Source organism: Fructilactobacillus sp. X7R7C1 (genome assembly GCF_059901065.1).
Window position 1 is genome coordinate 135,171 of the sequence record NZ_JBWXVF010000002.1, and the last position, 16,342, is coordinate 151,512.

At 36.1% G+C, this 16,342-nt stretch carries 16 protein-coding genes and 1 other RNA gene; 14 read left to right on the forward strand and 3 right to left on the reverse strand.

Translation table 11 applies throughout. The annotated features are described in order from the left end of the window. Positions 1-57 precede the first annotated feature (57 nt). The gene (locus tag AC6UDC_RS03645) at positions 58-561 is read left to right on the forward strand and encodes a cell wall elongation regulator TseB-like domain-containing protein (protein WP_500693735.1); all 504 of its coding nucleotides are present in this window, start codon (positions 58-60) and stop codon (positions 559-561) included. Positions 562-587: 26 nt separating this feature from the next. Continuing rightward, entirely contained in the window at positions 588-1,292 is a 705-nt protein-coding gene (locus tag AC6UDC_RS03650; RefSeq protein ID WP_500707105.1) for a DnaD domain-containing protein, read from the forward strand. Positions 1,293-1,458: 166 nt separating this feature from the next. On the opposite strand, the gene AC6UDC_RS03655 is transcribed toward AC6UDC_RS03650, so the two are convergent. Next, the gene (locus tag AC6UDC_RS03655) at positions 1,459-3,765 is read right to left on the reverse strand and encodes a PBP1A family penicillin-binding protein (protein WP_500707104.1); all 2,307 of its coding nucleotides are present in this window, start codon (positions 3,763-3,765) and stop codon (positions 1,459-1,461) included. A gap of 12 nt (positions 3,766-3,777) precedes the next feature. Beyond that, entirely contained in the window at positions 3,778-4,404 is a 627-nt protein-coding gene (gene recU / locus AC6UDC_RS03660; RefSeq protein WP_500693738.1) for a Holliday junction resolvase RecU, read from the reverse strand. 107 nt (positions 4,405-4,511) lie between these two features. Here recU and AC6UDC_RS03665 point away from each other — a divergent pair, with 107 nt between their 5' ends. From AC6UDC_RS03665 to AC6UDC_RS03685, 5 genes are all read left to right on the forward strand, one after another. Further along, positions 4,512-5,075, forward strand: coding sequence for an SLOG family protein (locus AC6UDC_RS03665; RefSeq protein WP_500721361.1), 564 nt, complete (start codon positions 4,512-4,514; stop codon positions 5,073-5,075). Positions 5,076-5,129: 54 nt separating this feature from the next. Next, a complete protein-coding gene (gene gpsB, locus AC6UDC_RS03670) occupies positions 5,130-5,570 on the forward strand; it encodes a cell division regulator GpsB (protein ID WP_500706507.1) in 441 nt (146 codons plus the stop codon). 12 nt (positions 5,571-5,582) lie between these two features. Next, an RNA gene (rnpB, locus tag AC6UDC_RS03675) (RNase P RNA component class B) lies at positions 5,583-5,959 on the forward strand. 68 nt (positions 5,960-6,027) lie between these two features. After that, on the forward strand, positions 6,028-7,176 hold the full coding sequence (locus AC6UDC_RS03680; protein WP_500707103.1) for a THUMP domain-containing class I SAM-dependent RNA methyltransferase: 1,149 nt from the start codon (positions 6,028-6,030) through the stop codon (positions 7,174-7,176). Continuing rightward, entirely contained in the window at positions 7,177-8,289 is a 1,113-nt protein-coding gene (locus tag AC6UDC_RS03685; RefSeq protein ID WP_500721363.1) for an NAD(P)/FAD-dependent oxidoreductase, read from the forward strand. Here the strand turns inward: AC6UDC_RS03685 and AC6UDC_RS03690 are convergent. After that, positions 8,286-8,690, reverse strand: coding sequence for a reverse transcriptase-like protein (locus AC6UDC_RS03690; RefSeq protein WP_500695657.1), 405 nt, complete (start codon positions 8,688-8,690; stop codon positions 8,286-8,288). The genes AC6UDC_RS03685 and AC6UDC_RS03690 overlap by 4 nt on opposite strands. Positions 8,691-8,730: 40 nt before the next feature. On the opposite strand from AC6UDC_RS03690, the gene AC6UDC_RS03695 reads away from it, so the two are divergent. From AC6UDC_RS03695 to AC6UDC_RS03725, 7 genes are read left to right on the forward strand one after another with little or no spacing between them, the layout of a single operon-like run. Then, positions 8,731-9,126, forward strand: coding sequence for an EbsA family protein (locus AC6UDC_RS03695; protein WP_500695656.1), 396 nt, complete (start codon positions 8,731-8,733; stop codon positions 9,124-9,126). 11 nt (positions 9,127-9,137) lie between these two features. Continuing rightward, positions 9,138-10,796 carry a formate--tetrahydrofolate ligase gene (locus AC6UDC_RS03700; protein ID WP_500721367.1) on the forward strand — a complete coding sequence of 553 codons (1,659 nt, stop codon included), beginning with the start codon at positions 9,138-9,140 and terminating at the stop codon, positions 10,794-10,796. Then, the gene (gene lspA, locus AC6UDC_RS03705) at positions 10,771-11,274 is read left to right on the forward strand and encodes a signal peptidase II (protein WP_500707100.1); all 504 of its coding nucleotides are present in this window, start codon (positions 10,771-10,773) and stop codon (positions 11,272-11,274) included. The genes AC6UDC_RS03700 and lspA overlap by 26 nt, the downstream gene beginning before the upstream one ends. Further along, positions 11,264-12,181 carry an RluA family pseudouridine synthase gene (locus AC6UDC_RS03710; protein ID WP_500707099.1) on the forward strand — a complete coding sequence of 306 codons (918 nt, stop codon included), beginning with the start codon at positions 11,264-11,266 and terminating at the stop codon, positions 12,179-12,181. Before lspA ends, AC6UDC_RS03710 begins: the two co-directional genes overlap by 11 nt. Before the next feature lie 12 nt (positions 12,182-12,193). Further along, positions 12,194-12,730 (forward strand): bifunctional pyr operon transcriptional regulator/uracil phosphoribosyltransferase PyrR, encoded by a 537-nt coding sequence (gene pyrR, locus AC6UDC_RS03715; RefSeq protein ID WP_500693748.1) that lies wholly within the window; start codon positions 12,194-12,196, stop codon positions 12,728-12,730. Positions 12,731-12,742: 12 nt separating this feature from the next. After that, positions 12,743-13,816 (forward strand): carbamoyl phosphate synthase small subunit, encoded by a 1,074-nt coding sequence (locus AC6UDC_RS03720; protein ID WP_500693749.1) that lies wholly within the window; start codon positions 12,743-12,745, stop codon positions 13,814-13,816. A gap of 4 nt (positions 13,817-13,820) precedes the next feature. Then, on the forward strand, positions 13,821-16,340 hold the full coding sequence (locus AC6UDC_RS03725; RefSeq protein WP_500721371.1) for a carbamoyl phosphate synthase preATP-grasp domain-containing protein: 2,520 nt from the start codon (positions 13,821-13,823) through the stop codon (positions 16,338-16,340). The last annotated feature ends 2 nt before the right edge of the window (positions 16,341-16,342 follow it).

Below are 16,342 nucleotides of genomic sequence, written 5' to 3' on the forward strand. Positions count from 1 at the left end.
AACAAGGAAAGTTTGCTATAATGATGCATGTAAAAGCTAAATAAAAGAGGAATTTTCATGTACAGAGAACAATTAAAACGAAAAAGGACTCATCGGATTCGATGGATAACTGTTGCGGTGATCGTTCTAATCATTCTGGGTGTTATTATTTTCTTTCATGTTGCTAAAGCACCCCAATTACGCGCTCGTTCTCATGTCACTACGGTAGCAGAAAATAGTGCTGGATTTCATGATATTAATCATTTCTACTCGTCTAATTTAAATAAGACATACTATTCAGTTGGTGGTTATAATAAACAGAATCAGTATGCGTATGCCATCTTACCTAAGAACGGGAAAAGTATGCAGGTCGTTACCCAAAAGAGTGGGATTACACAACAGGAAGCAGAAAAGACGGCTCAAAAAATTGGGAAAGCCTCTAAGATTATTAACACCGGACTTGGGATTTATCAGGATCAGCCAGCCTGGGTGGTTTCCTATTTAAATCAGAACAATCGAATGAATTATGTCACGGTAAATTATAAGACGGGCAAGATTGTGCAAACAATTAAGAATTTGTAATGATGAATTATTGAAGGAGGAATAAAATGAGTGAAAATTTAGAGCGCTATTTAGAAAGTGGTTCAATTAGCGTTTCTGGTTTTTTATTGCAGCATTTCTCTGAGTTGGGGATGACCCCAACTGAATTAGTGGTCTTCTTGGAGTTAGTACTAGCTCGTTCTAAAGGGGATTTGTTTCCAAGTGCTACTGAGTTGTCGAAAGCAACTGGTTTAAAAGAAGACGATATTTATAATTTATTACATCAATTAGTTACTAAAAAGATTATCAACATTTCTAGTACGAAGTCTGGGAAGGACGAATATAAGTTTGATCTTTTAAATCATAAAATGGACAAGTTGCTTGATTCTACATCGTTAGTAAACACTAATAATCATGCTCAAAAAGAGCGTAACAAACAAAGTAATGATATTAAGGAACGAAAAGGATTATTTAAAAAAATTCAAGAGGAATTTGGTCGGCCATTATCTTCAATCGAGTTGGAAACAATCAATCAATGGCTTGAACAAGATCATTACTCACCAAAGATTATTGGATTAGCCCTCAAAGAGGCGGTTCTAAGTCAGGTTTATAGTTTGAAGTATATGGATCGAATTCTTTTGAATTGGCAGCATCGCAACATTAAAACCGCTGCACAAGTTCAGGAAGCCAATGAACAGCGACAGAGAAATTTAAACAGTGATCAACCAAGAAAACCAAAACAAAATATTCCGATTTTTAAAATTAATCAATGATGCATGGATGTAAAAGATCTATGCATTTTTTTTGTGGTTAAATGATTAAAATTCAGGTGAAAAGTTAAAAGTTACTTTAACTTAATTAAAAAAAACAAAACAACAACAAAAAAGACCCAAGCCACATAAATCATAAAGTGGATGAGTCTTAAAGAGAATATTCAATTTATTGATTTGGAGTAGAAGTGCTTGATGATTGACTATTATTAGAAGCAGGAGTGCTCTGATTATTGTTATCTTGATTATTTGATGATTCAGAAGATGATTGATCATTAGGTTTGCTCGATTCAGATGGCTCTTCAACCTTAGAACTAGACCCCGATGACGTCTGACTTGAACTAGAATTATCGTCAGATGATGAACTGTTGGAGTCTTTTGAACTTGATGAATTTGAGACAACTGAACGATTCTTGGATGCTTGTCCAGATTGACTAGCATTATTAGCTGAAACCGCGGTTCCCATGTGGCCTTCGATATAGTATTCGTTTACGCCATCTCGTTTGGTTTCAATCACATTATCCGGCTTCTGCCAATCAATATTAGGTTTATTAGCAGATGCCTGTGACATTACTTCTTTGTAATAGGTTTGAGCAATTCGTGTTTGTGGCTCGGAAATATAGTTTCCGGGTTTAAATTGATGGTCATATCCGGTCCAAATAGAAAGTGAGAAATTCTTCGTGTACCCACTAAACCATGAATCCATTGATGATTGATCAGGAACTTTCTTAATCCAATCATCCGGATATTGGGTAGTACCGGTTTTACCGGCTTGATAAAGTCCAGGAATCTTAGCAGCAGTTCCAGAACCATTAGGAGAAGTCATGACGCCTTTTAGCATGTCATTTATCATAAAGGCAGTATCTGGTGACATGGCTCGATGCCCCTTAGGACTGTATTGCTTTTCAGCTCCGTTGACATTAACTACTTTATTGATTAAATATGGTTTGTAATACGTCCCACCATTTGCAAATGCAGCATACGCAGCTGCTTCCTGCTCTGATGAGATATAGGCACCAATTCCGTTTTGTAGTTCAAGTGGTTTATTAAATGTCATTCCTAATCCAGCTAAAAAGTCTTGTGATCGTTGGATTCCAACCTGTTGAAGGGTCCTGATCGCAGGAATATTACGTGACTCAACAAGTGCTTTTCGCATCGTGATGGTACCTTCATGCTTATTGTCAAAGTCTTGAAGTTCTTTATTTGTTCCGGGATACGTGAAAGGCGTGTCTTGAACAGCTTGATAAGTTGGCCATTTTAAGTATTCAATTGCTGGTCCATAGTCCATTAGTGGTTTCATAGTTGATCCACTAGAACGATCGGTTTGAATTGCACGATTTAATCCAAAGGCAATTTTTTGTTTTCTTGATCCAAGCATCGAAACCACTTTACCGTTATTGGAATTTACCATCGTGGCACCAATTTGGAAGTTATTGTTAGGAAATTGAATGGGTGAGTTGGGATCGTTGGCCAGTTTATACATTTGTTTTTGAGTGTCCATATTCAAATTTGTATAAACCTTATTTCCAGCATTTAATTTGTATCCCTTTTTGTCTAGTTCTTGAACAACTTGTTGGATATAGGCATCGGCATACTTCTCATTTTTTGCGTATGGAGACGAATTTGAATTGTGTTGTTTAACCAGACCATCTTGAATACTGGTCTTTTCAGCTTCACTAGCTTGCTCCTTAGAAATCACTTTATTGTTAGCCATTGCTTCTAGAACTTGATTTCTTCGTTCAGTTGCTAACTTAGGATTTGTATAAGGATTATATTGAACAGGAGCTTGAGGTAAACCAGCCAAAAAAGCCGTTTGTGGGAGGTTAATCTTCTTTAATGGTTTATTGAAATAATAATCGGAAGCAGTTTGCATTCCGTAAGCATTATTACCCATGTAAACCTTGTTGATATAAAACTCTAAAATTTGTTGTTTACTATAATCATGGTCGACTTTGACCGCTAACCAGGCTTCTTGAGCCTTGCGTTTTAGCGTTTGGTCCGAGGCCTTAGTCGAAAAGACTGATAATTTGACTAATTGTTGGGTAAGGGTACTGCCACCTTGTAAACCACCTTGGCCACGAAGATTTGAAAAGGCTGCTTCAACAATTCTGGCAGGATCAACCCCATGATCCTTATAAAAATGACGATCTTCAATTGAAATAATCGCATTTTTTAGGTTATCAGGAATCTGATCTTGTTTCACGTAGTCCCGATTTTGGGCACCTAAACGTGAAATTATCTTACCACTTGAATCATATATCGTCGTTGAATTATCACTAGAGAGGGTATTATAAGATATCTTTGGAGCACTAGCTGCATAGTAAGTAAAAAGCCCTGCTCCACAAATAAGTATGGCAACGATTACTGCCAAAATCCATAAAATGATTTTTTTCCAAAGCTTCATCTTTTTCTTTCGTGGTTGCTGATGGTGCTTAAACCTTTGTACCCTAGAAATATTTTCATCTGAATCAGCCATTAGACTTCTCCTTTACATATTGTTCTTATTATCGATAATTTGATCAACCGCTCTGAGGTATGGAATCAAGGGTTGAAGATGGTACTTAATTTGGTACGCATTCTCCTGAAGCTCTATTTTTGAAATTGACTTTCTTCCGCCCTGATTTTGTCGGTCCCAATAATAGAATAGATTCGGTCCTTCAAGCACAAAAAGTTCATTACTTTTAACAAATTTTATCATTGCAAAGGTGATCCCACCTAATTTGGTGCATTTTTTCATGTGTTCAATTTGATGTTTATGAAAGTTACTAAGAGGAAAAGAAGTGGTACTAGTAGTTTCTTTAGCATCAAAATCAATATATTTGCCCCGATAAATACCATTATAGTCAGTTGTAGAAGCATGCTGGAAATATGCTTCCTTAATAACGGCTGCACTACGTTTGGGGTAATCAACATTTACAATTTGAACTGGAGTAGGTTTTTTATGAACCACTGCAATATCCCTTTCCAAATAATATTTGTTGCTTTCATTTAATTCAGCTTCAAGGGACATCCCCCGATCACCGTACTTAATGGTAGATTTATTTTTTTTAATGATAAGTTTACTTGATTTACTGGTACTTCGATAGGAATTACCGTTAGGATAATGGAAATTCATTGTATAACCTCAATTCATTTATTAAAAATGATCATGTTATCATATACGTAGTATATTATAGCAATTGTAGGTAACTTGGAGAAATAATTATTGAAAGGTGGATAGAAATGAGCCGCGTTTGGGTATCAGGGTACCGGAGTTATGAATTAGGAATCTTTCAAAATGATGATCCTAAGTTAAAAATTATTAAGCAAGCTTTGTTTGATCAACTTTCACAGTTAATTGAAAATGGATGTGACTGGATTATCACCGGCGGACAGCTCGGAATTGAACAATGGACAGCCGATGTTTCTAAGAAACTTCAAAAAAAGTATCCACATGAATTTCAATTAGCAGTAATGTTACCATTTAAAAAATTTGGGTCAAACTGGAATGAAGATAATCAAGCAAAATTAAATCAAGCAGTTTCTAAAGCTGATTTTTCAAATTCAGTAAGTGATCATCCGTATGATTCACATAAACAACTAAAAAATTATCAACGATTTATGCTCACGCATACAGACCAATCATTATTAGTGTATGATCCAGAAAATGAAGGTAAAACTAAGTATGACTATCAAGCTATTCACCAGTTTCAAAAAAATCATGCATATCCGATGCAATTGATCGATTTTGATCAGTTACAAGATCTTGCTGATGATTATCAAAGACAGTTAAATGATGACTTTTAGTTTTATTTCTGATAGAATAGAATTATGCGGAAATGATTGGTGAGGTGTGCATTAATGGAAAATATTAATTTTACTCCAAAACAAATTCTACAAAAGGAATTTAAGCAAAAAATGCGGGGTTACGATCCTGCTGAAGTTGATACTTTCTTGGATAGTATCATTAAGGACTATGAGACTTTTCAACGTGAGATTGATCAGTTAGATCAGGAAAATCAAGATCTAAAGTTAAAAGTTGACGAATTATCTCGTCAAGTATCAATGGGATCGAGCACACAAAGTACTCAACGTCCTATCGAACGTTCAAGTGCTCCACAACGGGCACCAGAAGAAACAACTGCTGAGCCAACTAAATCTGCTGAGGAAGCATCAAAGAATACTGCTTCAAGTCAGCCGGCTCAAGGTCAGAATCCTACTGACATGGATATCTTAAAACGGTTATCCAGCTTAGAGCGTCGTGTATACGGCGAGGATTCAGATAAATCTAATAGGTTTTAAAGACTTGGTGCAGGTCCTGAGTAATCGCGGTCAACAATTGTTGGCTGAGGAAAGTCCACTCTCGCACAAGCTGAGATGCTTGTAGTGTTCGTGCTCGGTGAAAAAATAAGCCGAGGGATCATTGATTTGATTACGGCGAAAGAAAGAACTAAGGCAATTGCTATGCTCTAGTATTTCATAAAGTGCCACAGAAACGACTAATTTGAGAAATCAAATTATTGGAACGCAGTAAACCCCGCGAGCGGGAAACCCAAACTTTGGTAGGGGAGCTTCACACACGGAAATTGAACCAAGTGTGGGGGAAGAACAATTTGTTCTTGAGATAGATGATTACTACTTAACCACTTTTTCCTGAAGTTGTGGTTAAGCACAAAACATGGCTTATAGGGGCCTGCACCATTTTTCAGGTTGAGTGGGATCTTCCCACTCTTTTTTTATATAAAAGGGAATGGATAAAATGAAAAAATTTAATTTAATGGCAACTTGTTCTGCTGGTTTAGAAGGCTTAGTAGGAGATGAGTTGCGGGAATTAGGATACGATCCAGAAGTTAAGAACGGAATGGTTCTTTTTACCGGAACGATTACTGACATTATTAAGGCTAATTTATGGTTAAGAACTGCAGATCGAATTAAAATTATTGTGGGTCGTTTTAAAGCGACAACTTTCGACGAGTTGTTTGAGAATACTAAGAGGTTGGATTGGGAAGACCTTATCCCGATGGACGGAAAGTTTCCAGTTGAGGGACGTTCACAAAAATCAGTTCTTCATAGTGTCCCGGACATTCAAGCCATTACTAAAAAAGCAATCGTTGAAAAGATAAGTAAATTTTATCATCGCCGCACTAGATTACCTGAATCAGGGGCACTATATCCACTTGAAGTTCGGGTTAACAAAGACGAAGTTATGGATACACTAGACACTACTGGCTCTAGTTTGTTTAAACGTGGATACCGAGTTGCAAAAGGTGAAGCCCCATTAAAAGAAAATATGGCCGCAGCTCTAATTCTTTTAACAAATTGGCATCCCAAACAAATGCCATTTCTGGATCCAATGTGTGGGTCGGGGACCATCCCAATTGAAGCGGCTTTAATTGCTAGAAATATTGCACCAGGTTATAATCGTGAGTTCGTATTTGAACACTGGGATTGGGTGGATCCAGAACTTGTAAAGAAAGTACGTGCCAATGCAGATTCAAAAGCTGATTATGACACCGAGTTTGATATCATGGCCTCTGATGTTAATGAACAAATGATTAATTATGCCAAAGTAAACGCTGAGGAAGCTGGTTTACTTCATGACATTCAGTTTAAACAAGTGGCCGTCCAAGACTTTCATACCGATAAACAAGATGGGGTTTTAGTTACTAATCCGCCATATGGTCAAAGAATGGGTAATACTAAAGAAGCAGCTCAGCTTTATCATGACATGGGAAAGGTATTTATTCCTATGAAAACTTGGTCTAAGTATTACTTAACCAGTGATTTAAATTTTGAAAAAGAATATGGCAAAAAAGCCACTAAACGACGTAAATTGTATAATGGGCGAATCAGAACGGATTATTTCCAATACTGGGCTGAGCAAACTTTTAACAAGAAGGACAAGTAATTGAAAAAGAAAATTGCGATTATTGGTGGTGGAATAGTTGGTTCCACCCTTGCATATTACCTAAGTCAACTTCCAAATGCTGATGAACGAGAGGTAACGATGTTTGACGATAGTTATGGGCAAGCAACCAAAGCAGCTTCAGGAATCATATCACCATGGTTGTCGAAACGTAGAAATAAACAATGGTATAACTTAGCAAAGGCTGGAGCTAAGTTGATTCCTAAAATTGCTGATCAAACTCAAATGAATTCAGCAACTTTTAATAGTAGTGGGACCATCATTACAAGACAAGATAATAACGATTTAGATGACCTCTATGCTTTAGCTAAAAGAAGGGTTCAAACAACTCCTGAGATGGGAAACATAATGAGGTTAGACAAAAAAGAAGTGCAAAATAAAATTCCCATTCTTACGATTACTCACCCAGGAATTTTTGTTTCCGGAGGAAGTCGGATTAATGGGAATCTCTTCTGCAAGCATTTAGTTGCAATCGCCAAAAAACGAAATTTGACTCTTTATAAGGGCAGAGTGATACTTACTGGTGACCATACCATTAGTTTTAAAGATCAACTATTAAGTTTCGATCAAATTGTCATAGCTACCGGTGCTTGGGTAAAAGAAACACTTGCTCCTCTTAACATTAAAGTAAAAGTCAGACCTCAAAAAGGACAACTGGTAGAATTAAAAGTATCTGATATTCCAGCTCATGAGAACATGCCGGTGATGATGCCAGAAGGAGAATATGACTTTATTCCGCTTGGACACGGAAAATTGATTATTGGAGCTACTCACGACGATGAAAAGGGCTTTGATTTAAAAGAGGAACCAAAGGTTAATGATGAATTGCTTAATTCAGCCAAAAAATTAATTCCTACCTTGGATTATTCTGATATTATTGGTAGTAGAGTGGGAACGAGAGCTTATACAGATGACTTTGCTCCCTTCTTTGGTTCAATCCCCAATTACAAAAAATTGTTGATCGGTAGTGGTCTTGGATCGTCGGGTCTAACTACTGGACCAATGATTGGAAAATTATTATCGGATTATATCATTTTTGGCACTACTAAAGACTGGGATATGTACGAAAAACCAATCTCTAACTACGTTAATTAATTAGAATGAAGAGCTTGAAAAGCTAATTCGTGAGCACCTAGATTTTGAGTGTCTGGAATCCATTTAGTTAACACCATTGCGAAATGATTTTGTAATTTAACGATTTCATCAACGTATTTTTGATAATGTTTGGCGTATTGTTTATTAAGACTGTCGCTTAAAATGGAACTGTCAGTGTAGTACAGGACAGTAATATCACTTGGATGCTTGTTAATACTATTTAAATGATCACAAAGCTCTCTTAGGGCAGTGAGGCATGCTTTGAATTCACCAATATGATTATTTTTTGCTTTACATTGCTTTTTAATTTGAATTTGTTGTTTCTGATGAAGAATTAAAATTCCAATTCCACATTGATTACTTTTAGGTTTAATAGCTGCATCAGAATATAATTTATACATTAATAAATTACTCCATTCGTTTAATAAAGAGGTTTAGACTATGATAACTCAAAAGAGAAAATTTTTGTATCAACCAAATATCACTACTAGTATTATCTGCTGGAGTTGGACGTTTATTGTTTTGCTAATTGGGGTGATCATTTGGTTAGAAATAACTCACTTTCAAGAAATTACATTAGGTTTTTTTATTGTTTTTATCCTACTATCATGGATTCAAATTCATTTTAGAAAGTTAATCTTATCAAATAAGACATTAACAGTGCGGAGCGTGTTTCATCCCAAGGGGATTCAAATGAATATTAAGGACATTATTGATATTCATTCCAAAAAATTTCAATTATCTTTCAACTATAAGAATAAAAACTATAATTTTATACTTCCCAACAATTCTATCATCGAATTAAAAGAAGCTTTTAGCACTGAAGTAAAAAAATAGAGGGTGTATGAATGAAAACTGACATTGAAATATCACAGAAAAGTCAATTGGATCCGATTCAAGATATCGCAAGTAAACTTTCGATTCCCAAAAACGAAGTTGATCCATATGGAAAGTACATGGCGAAAATATCAGGTAATACTCGTGATCGACATACTAAAAAGAAACTGATTTTAGTAACTGCTATTAATCCCACTCCGGCTGGAGAAGGGAAATCCACTGTATTAATTGGTCTTGGCGATGCGTTAAATCAACTAAATAAAAAAGTTGCCATTGCTTTGCGGGAACCTTCTATGGGTCCTGTGATGGGAATGAAAGGTGGAGCAGCCGGAGGCGGATTTGCTCAAGTTGAACCAATGGTTAACATTAATCTTAATTTTACGGGAGATATTCATGCTTTAACTTCTGCTAATAATACTCTAGCGGCACTGATCGACAATTCGATTCAACAGGGAAATCCTTTACATTTAGATCCACGTAAAATTCAGTGGCACCGAGCGATGGATGTTAACGATCGTGAACTAAGAAATATGGTGATTGGACTAGGTGGATCTAAGTCCGGCGTTCCTAGAGAAGAGCATTTCGAAATCACAGCTGCAAGTGAATTAATGGCCATTTTGTGTCTATCAACTGATTTAAATGATTTAAAAGAACGTATTAAGAATATCTTAATTGGATACACTTATGATAATGAACCAGTTTTTGTTTCAAATCTGGGGGTTGAAAGTGCTTTAACAATTATTTTAAAAGATGCGATTAATCCTAATCTAGTTCAAACATTAGAACATACCCCAGCGTTTGTTCATGGGGGGCCGTTTGCTAATTTAGCTATGGGGTGTAACAGTGTTCAAGCTACTAATGTGGCTCTTAAAGTTGCTGATTATACGTTAACTGAAGCAGGATTTGGTTCTGATCTAGGTGGTGAGAAATTCATGGATTTGGTATCACCACACTTAAATGCAGATCCGAGTGCAGTCGTTATGGTTGCATCAATTCGTGCTCTAAAGTTCAATGGTGGGATTAGTAAAGAAAACTTAGCTATACCAAACGTTAAAGCATTAAAATCTGGAGTAAAAAATCTTGATCATCATATTAAGGCAATGAAATCCTTTAACAAACCAATTATCGTCGCCATTAATCAGTTTACTGATGATTCCCCTGAAGAAATTAAGTGGTTAAGTGATCATTTAAGAAAACAAGACGTTGAATTTGGTATTAGCAAATCATTTCTTGAGGGTGGTAAGGGCTCAATTGACCTTGCTCAAAAATTAATCAAACTTGTTGATAACAATGCATCCATTAATCGAGTTTACAATGACGAGGATTCCTTGATCGATAAAATTAATAAAGTCGCTAAAAGGATTTATGGAGCAAAGGACGTCGTCCTTTCTGGGAAAGCCATGAAGCAATTAAAGGGCATTGAAAAAAATGGATGGGATAAACTACCGATCTGTATTTCTAAAACTCAATATTCTTTATCAGATAACCCCAAAAAATTAGGCGATCCAAGTGGGTTTACTTTGCATATTACTGAATTATTGCCGAAACTAGGAGCAGGATACATTGTGGCGATGGCTGGAAAAGTAATCACTATGCCGGGATTGCCTAAGCATCCAGCTGCAGCAGAAATGGATATTGATAAAAATGAAAAAATCACCGGATTATTCTAAAAAACAAATCTTGGCATGGATATGTTTTGCACTAATGTTTTTTATTCTCCTGATTTTTGATCAAATTTCGAAATGGTGGATTCGGATTAACATTCCACTTGGAAAAGAAATTCCATTCGTTCCTGGAGTTATATCATTGACTAATATTAATAACACAGGTGCTGCTTGGAGTTTTCTTGCTGGGAAATCTTTCATTTTTGAATTCATCGCCACTGTAGCCGTTTTGCTTTTTATGATATTTATTTACGTTGAAAGATATCATATCGGATACTTGTTTGGTTTAACGTTGATGTTGGTTGGAACGATTGGTAATTTGTTAGATCGGCTGTTTTTAGGAGCAGTTACCGATATGATTCAATTAGATTTTATAAACTTTCCAATTTTTAACGTAGCTGATTCGTGTGTAACGATTGGTGTGATTGTCCTGTTCTTAGTTATTTTATTAGCAAAGCCTGAGAGTGAGAAAAATGCAAAATAGAGAATTTAGAGCTGATAATGAAAACGAGCGACTTGATAAATTGGTTTCGGATCACTATGAAGATTTAAGTCGTAGTCGTGTAAATGAATTAATCAAGGTTCATTTAATTTTAGTTAATGGTGATACTAAAAAACCAAAATACAAATCCCAAAATAATGATCTCATTCAAATTTCTATCCCTGAGCCTAAACAAATAAATTTAGTGCCAGAGAACATTAAGCTGGATATTGTTTATGAAGATGATCAGGTGATTGTGGTCAACAAGCCCCAAGGTATGGTAGTCCATCCCGCTCCCGGTCATCCTGACCATACCCTAGTTAATGCACTGTTGTATCATACAAAATTGTCTTCTATTAATGGAACAGTCAGACCAGGAATTGTTCATCGCATCGATAAGGATACCTCTGGATTGTTGATGGTAGCTAAGACCGATATTGCTCATAGATCATTGTCCAAACAACTAAGGAAAAAAACTAATCGCAGAAAGTATTTAGCGTTGGTTCATGGTAATATTAATGAAGAACGCGGTACCATTGATGCTCCGATTGGTAGATCTTTTAACGACCGCAAGAAACAGGCAGTAATTCCCGGCGGAAGGAATGCCATCACTCATTTCCACGTTCTTGAACGGTTTGGTGGGAAATATACTTTAGTGGAATGTCAGTTAGAAACCGGAAGAACTCATCAAATTAGAGTCCATATGAAATATATTGGTCATCCACTCGTTGGCGATCCACTTTATGGACCTAAAAATACCATTAAAGGGAAAGGACAGTTTTTACATGCTGCTGAACTGGGATTTAAACATCCAGTTACACATGAAGAACTCAATTTTAAAGTTCCAGCACCACCAATTTTTCAAAAAACAATCAATCAGTTAAGAAAACAGTATTCTGATATCAGTTAAGGAGTGACATTTATGGCAAAAGAGAAAGTTGTAGTTGATGGCATGGCCATGCAACGTGCTTTGACACGAATCACTTATGAAATTATTGAGAAAAATAAAGGTATCAACGACTTAGTTTTAGTTGGTATTAAGACTCGTGGAGTTTATTTGGCAAGAAGAATTGCTAAACGCTTGGAAAAACTTGAAAATGCTAAAATTCCGGTTGTGGAACTAGATGTAACCAAATATCGTGATGACTTAAAGAACCGAAAGACAAAGCCTAATCCAACTAATAATGATGGGGTAGACATTAATAATAAAAATGTAATCCTAGTTGATGATGTGTTATACACTGGTCGGACTGTCCGGGCAGCATTAGGAGCAATCAATGAAATGGGAAGACCGAAGAGAATTGGTTTAGCTGTATTAGTTGATCGTGGTCATCGTGAACTACCAATTCGGGCTGATTTTGTTGGGAAAAATATTCCTAGTTCGAAGGACGAAAAAGTTAATGTCTTGGTTTCAGAAATTGATGATCGTGATTCTGTCGAAATCGTTTCTAACAAGTAAGGGACCTTCATTATGACTAAAAGATATTTAATCCTAAATGATGGCACTTCATTTGTGGGAAAATCGATGGGGGCTGAATCAACCGTAACGGGCGAGATTGTTATGAATACGAATCTTAATGGCTACCAGGAATCAATCACAGATCCAATTTATCACAATCAAATCGTGGCATTCACACAGCCTTCAGTTGGAAATATCGGAATCAATCGAAAAAACTATGAGTCTATTTTGACATCAGCTAAGGGTGTGGTTGTTCATCATAGTGAGGATATTTCAACTAGTTACTTAAAAAATATATCTTTAGATACATTTCTTAAGCAACGTAATATTCCGGGGATAACTGCAATTGATACTCGTTATCTTTTGAAATACATTATGGCACATGATATTTCAAAAGCGAGTCTCGTTGATGTTAATGATGAACATGCATTTGATCAGTTAAATGCAGCTGTTTTAAGTAATCAGCAGATTCAACAGGTTGCCACACCCAAACCTTATTTGGTCCCTGGGAATGGCAAAACCGTTGCGGTACTTGATTTTGGCTTAAAAGAAGGGATTATTCGTCAATTATCTCAAAGGAATTGCAATGTAATTGTGCTTCCCTTTGACACTTCATACCAAGAAATCATTGATCTTGACCCAGAAGGAATTATTTTATCAACAGGGCCTGGATCTCCGCACGAAATTGATGAAAGTGTTTTAAAGACGATTGCTAAATTAGAACAGGCACTTCCAGTTTTTGGTATGGGATTAGGGCATGAATTGTTAGCTATGGCTAATGGAGCCAGTGTTTATCGAATGAGACTTGGACACCATGGAAGCAATCATCCCATTCAAAAAATTATTACTAATCAAATTATTTATGCTAATCAAGCTCAGGATTATGCCGTAGATCCAAATTCTATCGACACATCAAAACTAATTGTGACATACATAGACTTAATCAATGGAACAGTTCAGGGAATTAGGCACCGTGACTATCCAAGTTTCTCAGTTCAATTTTCTCCGGATGGGTCTAGTGGTCCAACTGACAGTATTGACTTATTTGATGAATTTCTAGAAAGTATCACAGCTCATGGGAGATAGCCTAATGAAAGACGATATCAAAAAAATCTTAATAATCGGAGCAGGACCGTCTGGAATTGGTCAAGAATGTGAGCTTGATTCCGCTGCATTTCAAGCACTAAAGGTTTGGAAGAAACTTGGGATTACTACTTTTCTTTTGGATAATAATCCATATTCAGTAATATTACAGGAAATGAATCCTGATAATGTTTCCATTAAACCTGTTAATACTGAAAATGCTAAACATGTTATTGAAACAGAGAACATTGATGCAGTTACCTCAGTTTTCGGCGGAGTTAATGCACTAAAGGTTATTCAACGCTTAAATAAAAATGGAATATTAAAAGAAAATAATGTAAAAATTATTGGTTTAAATGATGATAATATTGATCTGTTTAACAATGAAAATCGATTGAATCAAAGATTAAAAGAATATGGGATTCCCACCCCTGATTATTATATTGTTGATAATTTTGATGATTTAAGGAATGTAATTGATAAAATTTCATTTCCAATTTCCGTTAGACCGTTAGATCCTAAAGTTCGACAACAACGGTTGATTTTTCAAAACATGGAACAAATAACTAACGATGCTGATACCATCTTTGAGGAGTCAAAGTCTAGTAAATGCCTAATTGAACGGGAAATTGTCGGCTACAAAGAAGTTGGAACGGTTTCACTGCGTGATACAATGGGGACAAAATTGATGGTATCTTCTTTAGAAGATATGAATCCAGTCGGAGTGAACTCAAATGATTCGGTCGTTTATACCCCGGCACAAACTTTAAGTGATACCCAGATTCAAATGATGCGATCAATTTCATTTCAGGTCATGGACGTTTTGGGAATGAAGGGCGTTTGTCATGTACAATTTGCTCTGAATACTGAAACAAATGATTGTTTTGTTCTAAAGGTAAATCCTAGTTTTAACATGAGTACTACCTTAGCAGCAAGATCAACGGGATATCCAATTGCCTTAGTTACCTCACAATTATTATTAAATTATCCAATTACTAAAATTAAGTTACCAGCACGTTTTCATAAATTTACGACGGTGCTTCAACCAATCAGTGATCATATCACGGTAAAAATCCCCATCTGGCCGTTTGAGCAATTACCTGATGCTGATTCACGACTTGGAACTAAAACCAAATCCATTGGATCAGTAATTGGGGTAGGTCGTAGTTGCGAAGCCGCTTTGTTAAAGGCCATTAGAAGTTCGCAATCGAGTCCAAAAGATGTTTTGCCAAGTTATTCTGAACTTTCCGAAGATGAACTAATTTCACAATTAATTCACCCAACCGATATCCAACTCCCAATTCTATTTGAAGCCCTCTCACGTCATTATAGTATTGAAGATTTACAAGAATTGACCAAAATTGATCAATTTTTCTTTGTGATCATGGCAAATATTGATAAGAGTCGATCGTATATTTTTAAACACCAAAATGACGCTAAAGCTTTCAGGTTAGCTCATGAAATGGGATTTGGTGATGGAATGTTGTCATCCATTTGGCATACAGATATCAATCAACTTCGTCAAAAGGATTCTTATAAAACCTATAAAATGATCGAACCAACGGCTGGAGAATTTCCCGAAAAAATTAATTCCTTTTATGCTAGTTATGAAATTGACAACGAATCTAATCAAATCGGGAATAACACCGCACTAGTAATTGGAAAGGGTAGAAATAAAATTGGCCCCAATATTGCTTCTGATTTCTATACTAGTGAAATATTAATTCAACTTAAAAAGATTGGATTTGACACTGTAATTTTAAATAATAATCCTAATTCTGCCTCCTTAGCGCCAATGATGAGTGACAAGCAGTACATTGAACCAATTCAACTGGGAGAAATTTTAGACGTCATTCAAACTGAGAAACCCCAATACGTCTTTCTGCCGGGTAATCGTCACTTCCTAATTCGTGAACTTAGCAAGTATCATGATTTCAAGTTGGTGGTTTTACCACCAAATCAAAAAGATGCAGTTTGGTATGGATCTCATGTTGATTTTGCGTTTGATTTATTAGTAACGGAGAACAAAATAGTTCCAATTTCAACCGTGGGGTTTAAATCCGGTGATGGAAACGATGACGATATCAGTCTTCAAACAGATTATTATGTTCCTTATGGTAAAGATGTTTTGAATGTGGAAGGGCTAGTTGAACGAGCTAAGGTAGCGGTGAAAAATCAAAGTCTTCATGGACTAGTTCAGGTTCTTTTTTACAGGGATCAAGACAAGATTAAAATTACTGGTGTGAGACCACTTCGAATTACCGAGACCGTTCTTTTAAATATGTCCACTGGAATTAACTGGATTGGGGTGCTGGTCAGGATGGCAACCGGACATTTAAATATTGATAAAATTGTAAATACCGTTCCCAAAATTGATTCTTCAACACATTTTACGGTGATGCAGGCTTCTTTCCCATTTAAGCAACTTGGAGTGTACGATTATCAAAAAGACCGATCACTCGAGTCAGGGGCTAAATTATCAATAGGTCATACTATTAACGAAGCAACCAACAAGTTATTGAAGTAAAA

Bases quoted from the DNA above. Each gene is read 5' to 3' on its own strand.
- AC6UDC_RS03645 (WP_500693735.1), top strand. From the start codon at position 58: ATGTACAGAGAACAATTAAAACGAAAAAGGACTCATCGGATTCGATGG.
- AC6UDC_RS03650 (WP_500707105.1), top strand. From the start codon at position 588: ATGAGTGAAAATTTAGAGCGCTATTTAGAAAGTGGTTCAATTAGCGTT.
- AC6UDC_RS03655 (WP_500707104.1), bottom strand. From the start codon at position 3,765: ATGGCTGATTCAGATGAAAATATTTCTAGGGTACAAAGGTTTAAGCAC.
- recU (WP_500693738.1), bottom strand. From the start codon at position 4,404: ATGAATTTCCATTATCCTAACGGTAATTCCTATCGAAGTACCAGTAAA.
- AC6UDC_RS03665 (WP_500721361.1), top strand. From the start codon at position 4,512: ATGAGCCGCGTTTGGGTATCAGGGTACCGGAGTTATGAATTAGGAATC.
- gpsB (WP_500706507.1), top strand. From the start codon at position 5,130: ATGGAAAATATTAATTTTACTCCAAAACAAATTCTACAAAAGGAATTT.
- AC6UDC_RS03680 (WP_500707103.1), top strand. From the start codon at position 6,028: ATGAAAAAATTTAATTTAATGGCAACTTGTTCTGCTGGTTTAGAAGGC.
- AC6UDC_RS03690 (WP_500695657.1), bottom strand. From the start codon at position 8,690: ATGTATAAATTATATTCTGATGCAGCTATTAAACCTAAAAGTAATCAA.
- AC6UDC_RS03695 (WP_500695656.1), top strand. From the start codon at position 8,731: ATGATAACTCAAAAGAGAAAATTTTTGTATCAACCAAATATCACTACT.
- AC6UDC_RS03700 (WP_500721367.1), top strand. From the start codon at position 9,138: ATGAAAACTGACATTGAAATATCACAGAAAAGTCAATTGGATCCGATT.
- lspA (WP_500707100.1), top strand. From the start codon at position 10,771: ATGAAAAAATCACCGGATTATTCTAAAAAACAAATCTTGGCATGGATA.
- AC6UDC_RS03710 (WP_500707099.1), top strand. From the start codon at position 11,264: ATGCAAAATAGAGAATTTAGAGCTGATAATGAAAACGAGCGACTTGAT.
- pyrR (WP_500693748.1), top strand. From the start codon at position 12,194: ATGGCAAAAGAGAAAGTTGTAGTTGATGGCATGGCCATGCAACGTGCT.
- AC6UDC_RS03720 (WP_500693749.1), top strand. From the start codon at position 12,743: ATGACTAAAAGATATTTAATCCTAAATGATGGCACTTCATTTGTGGGA.
- AC6UDC_RS03725 (WP_500721371.1), top strand. From the start codon at position 13,821: ATGAAAGACGATATCAAAAAAATCTTAATAATCGGAGCAGGACCGTCT.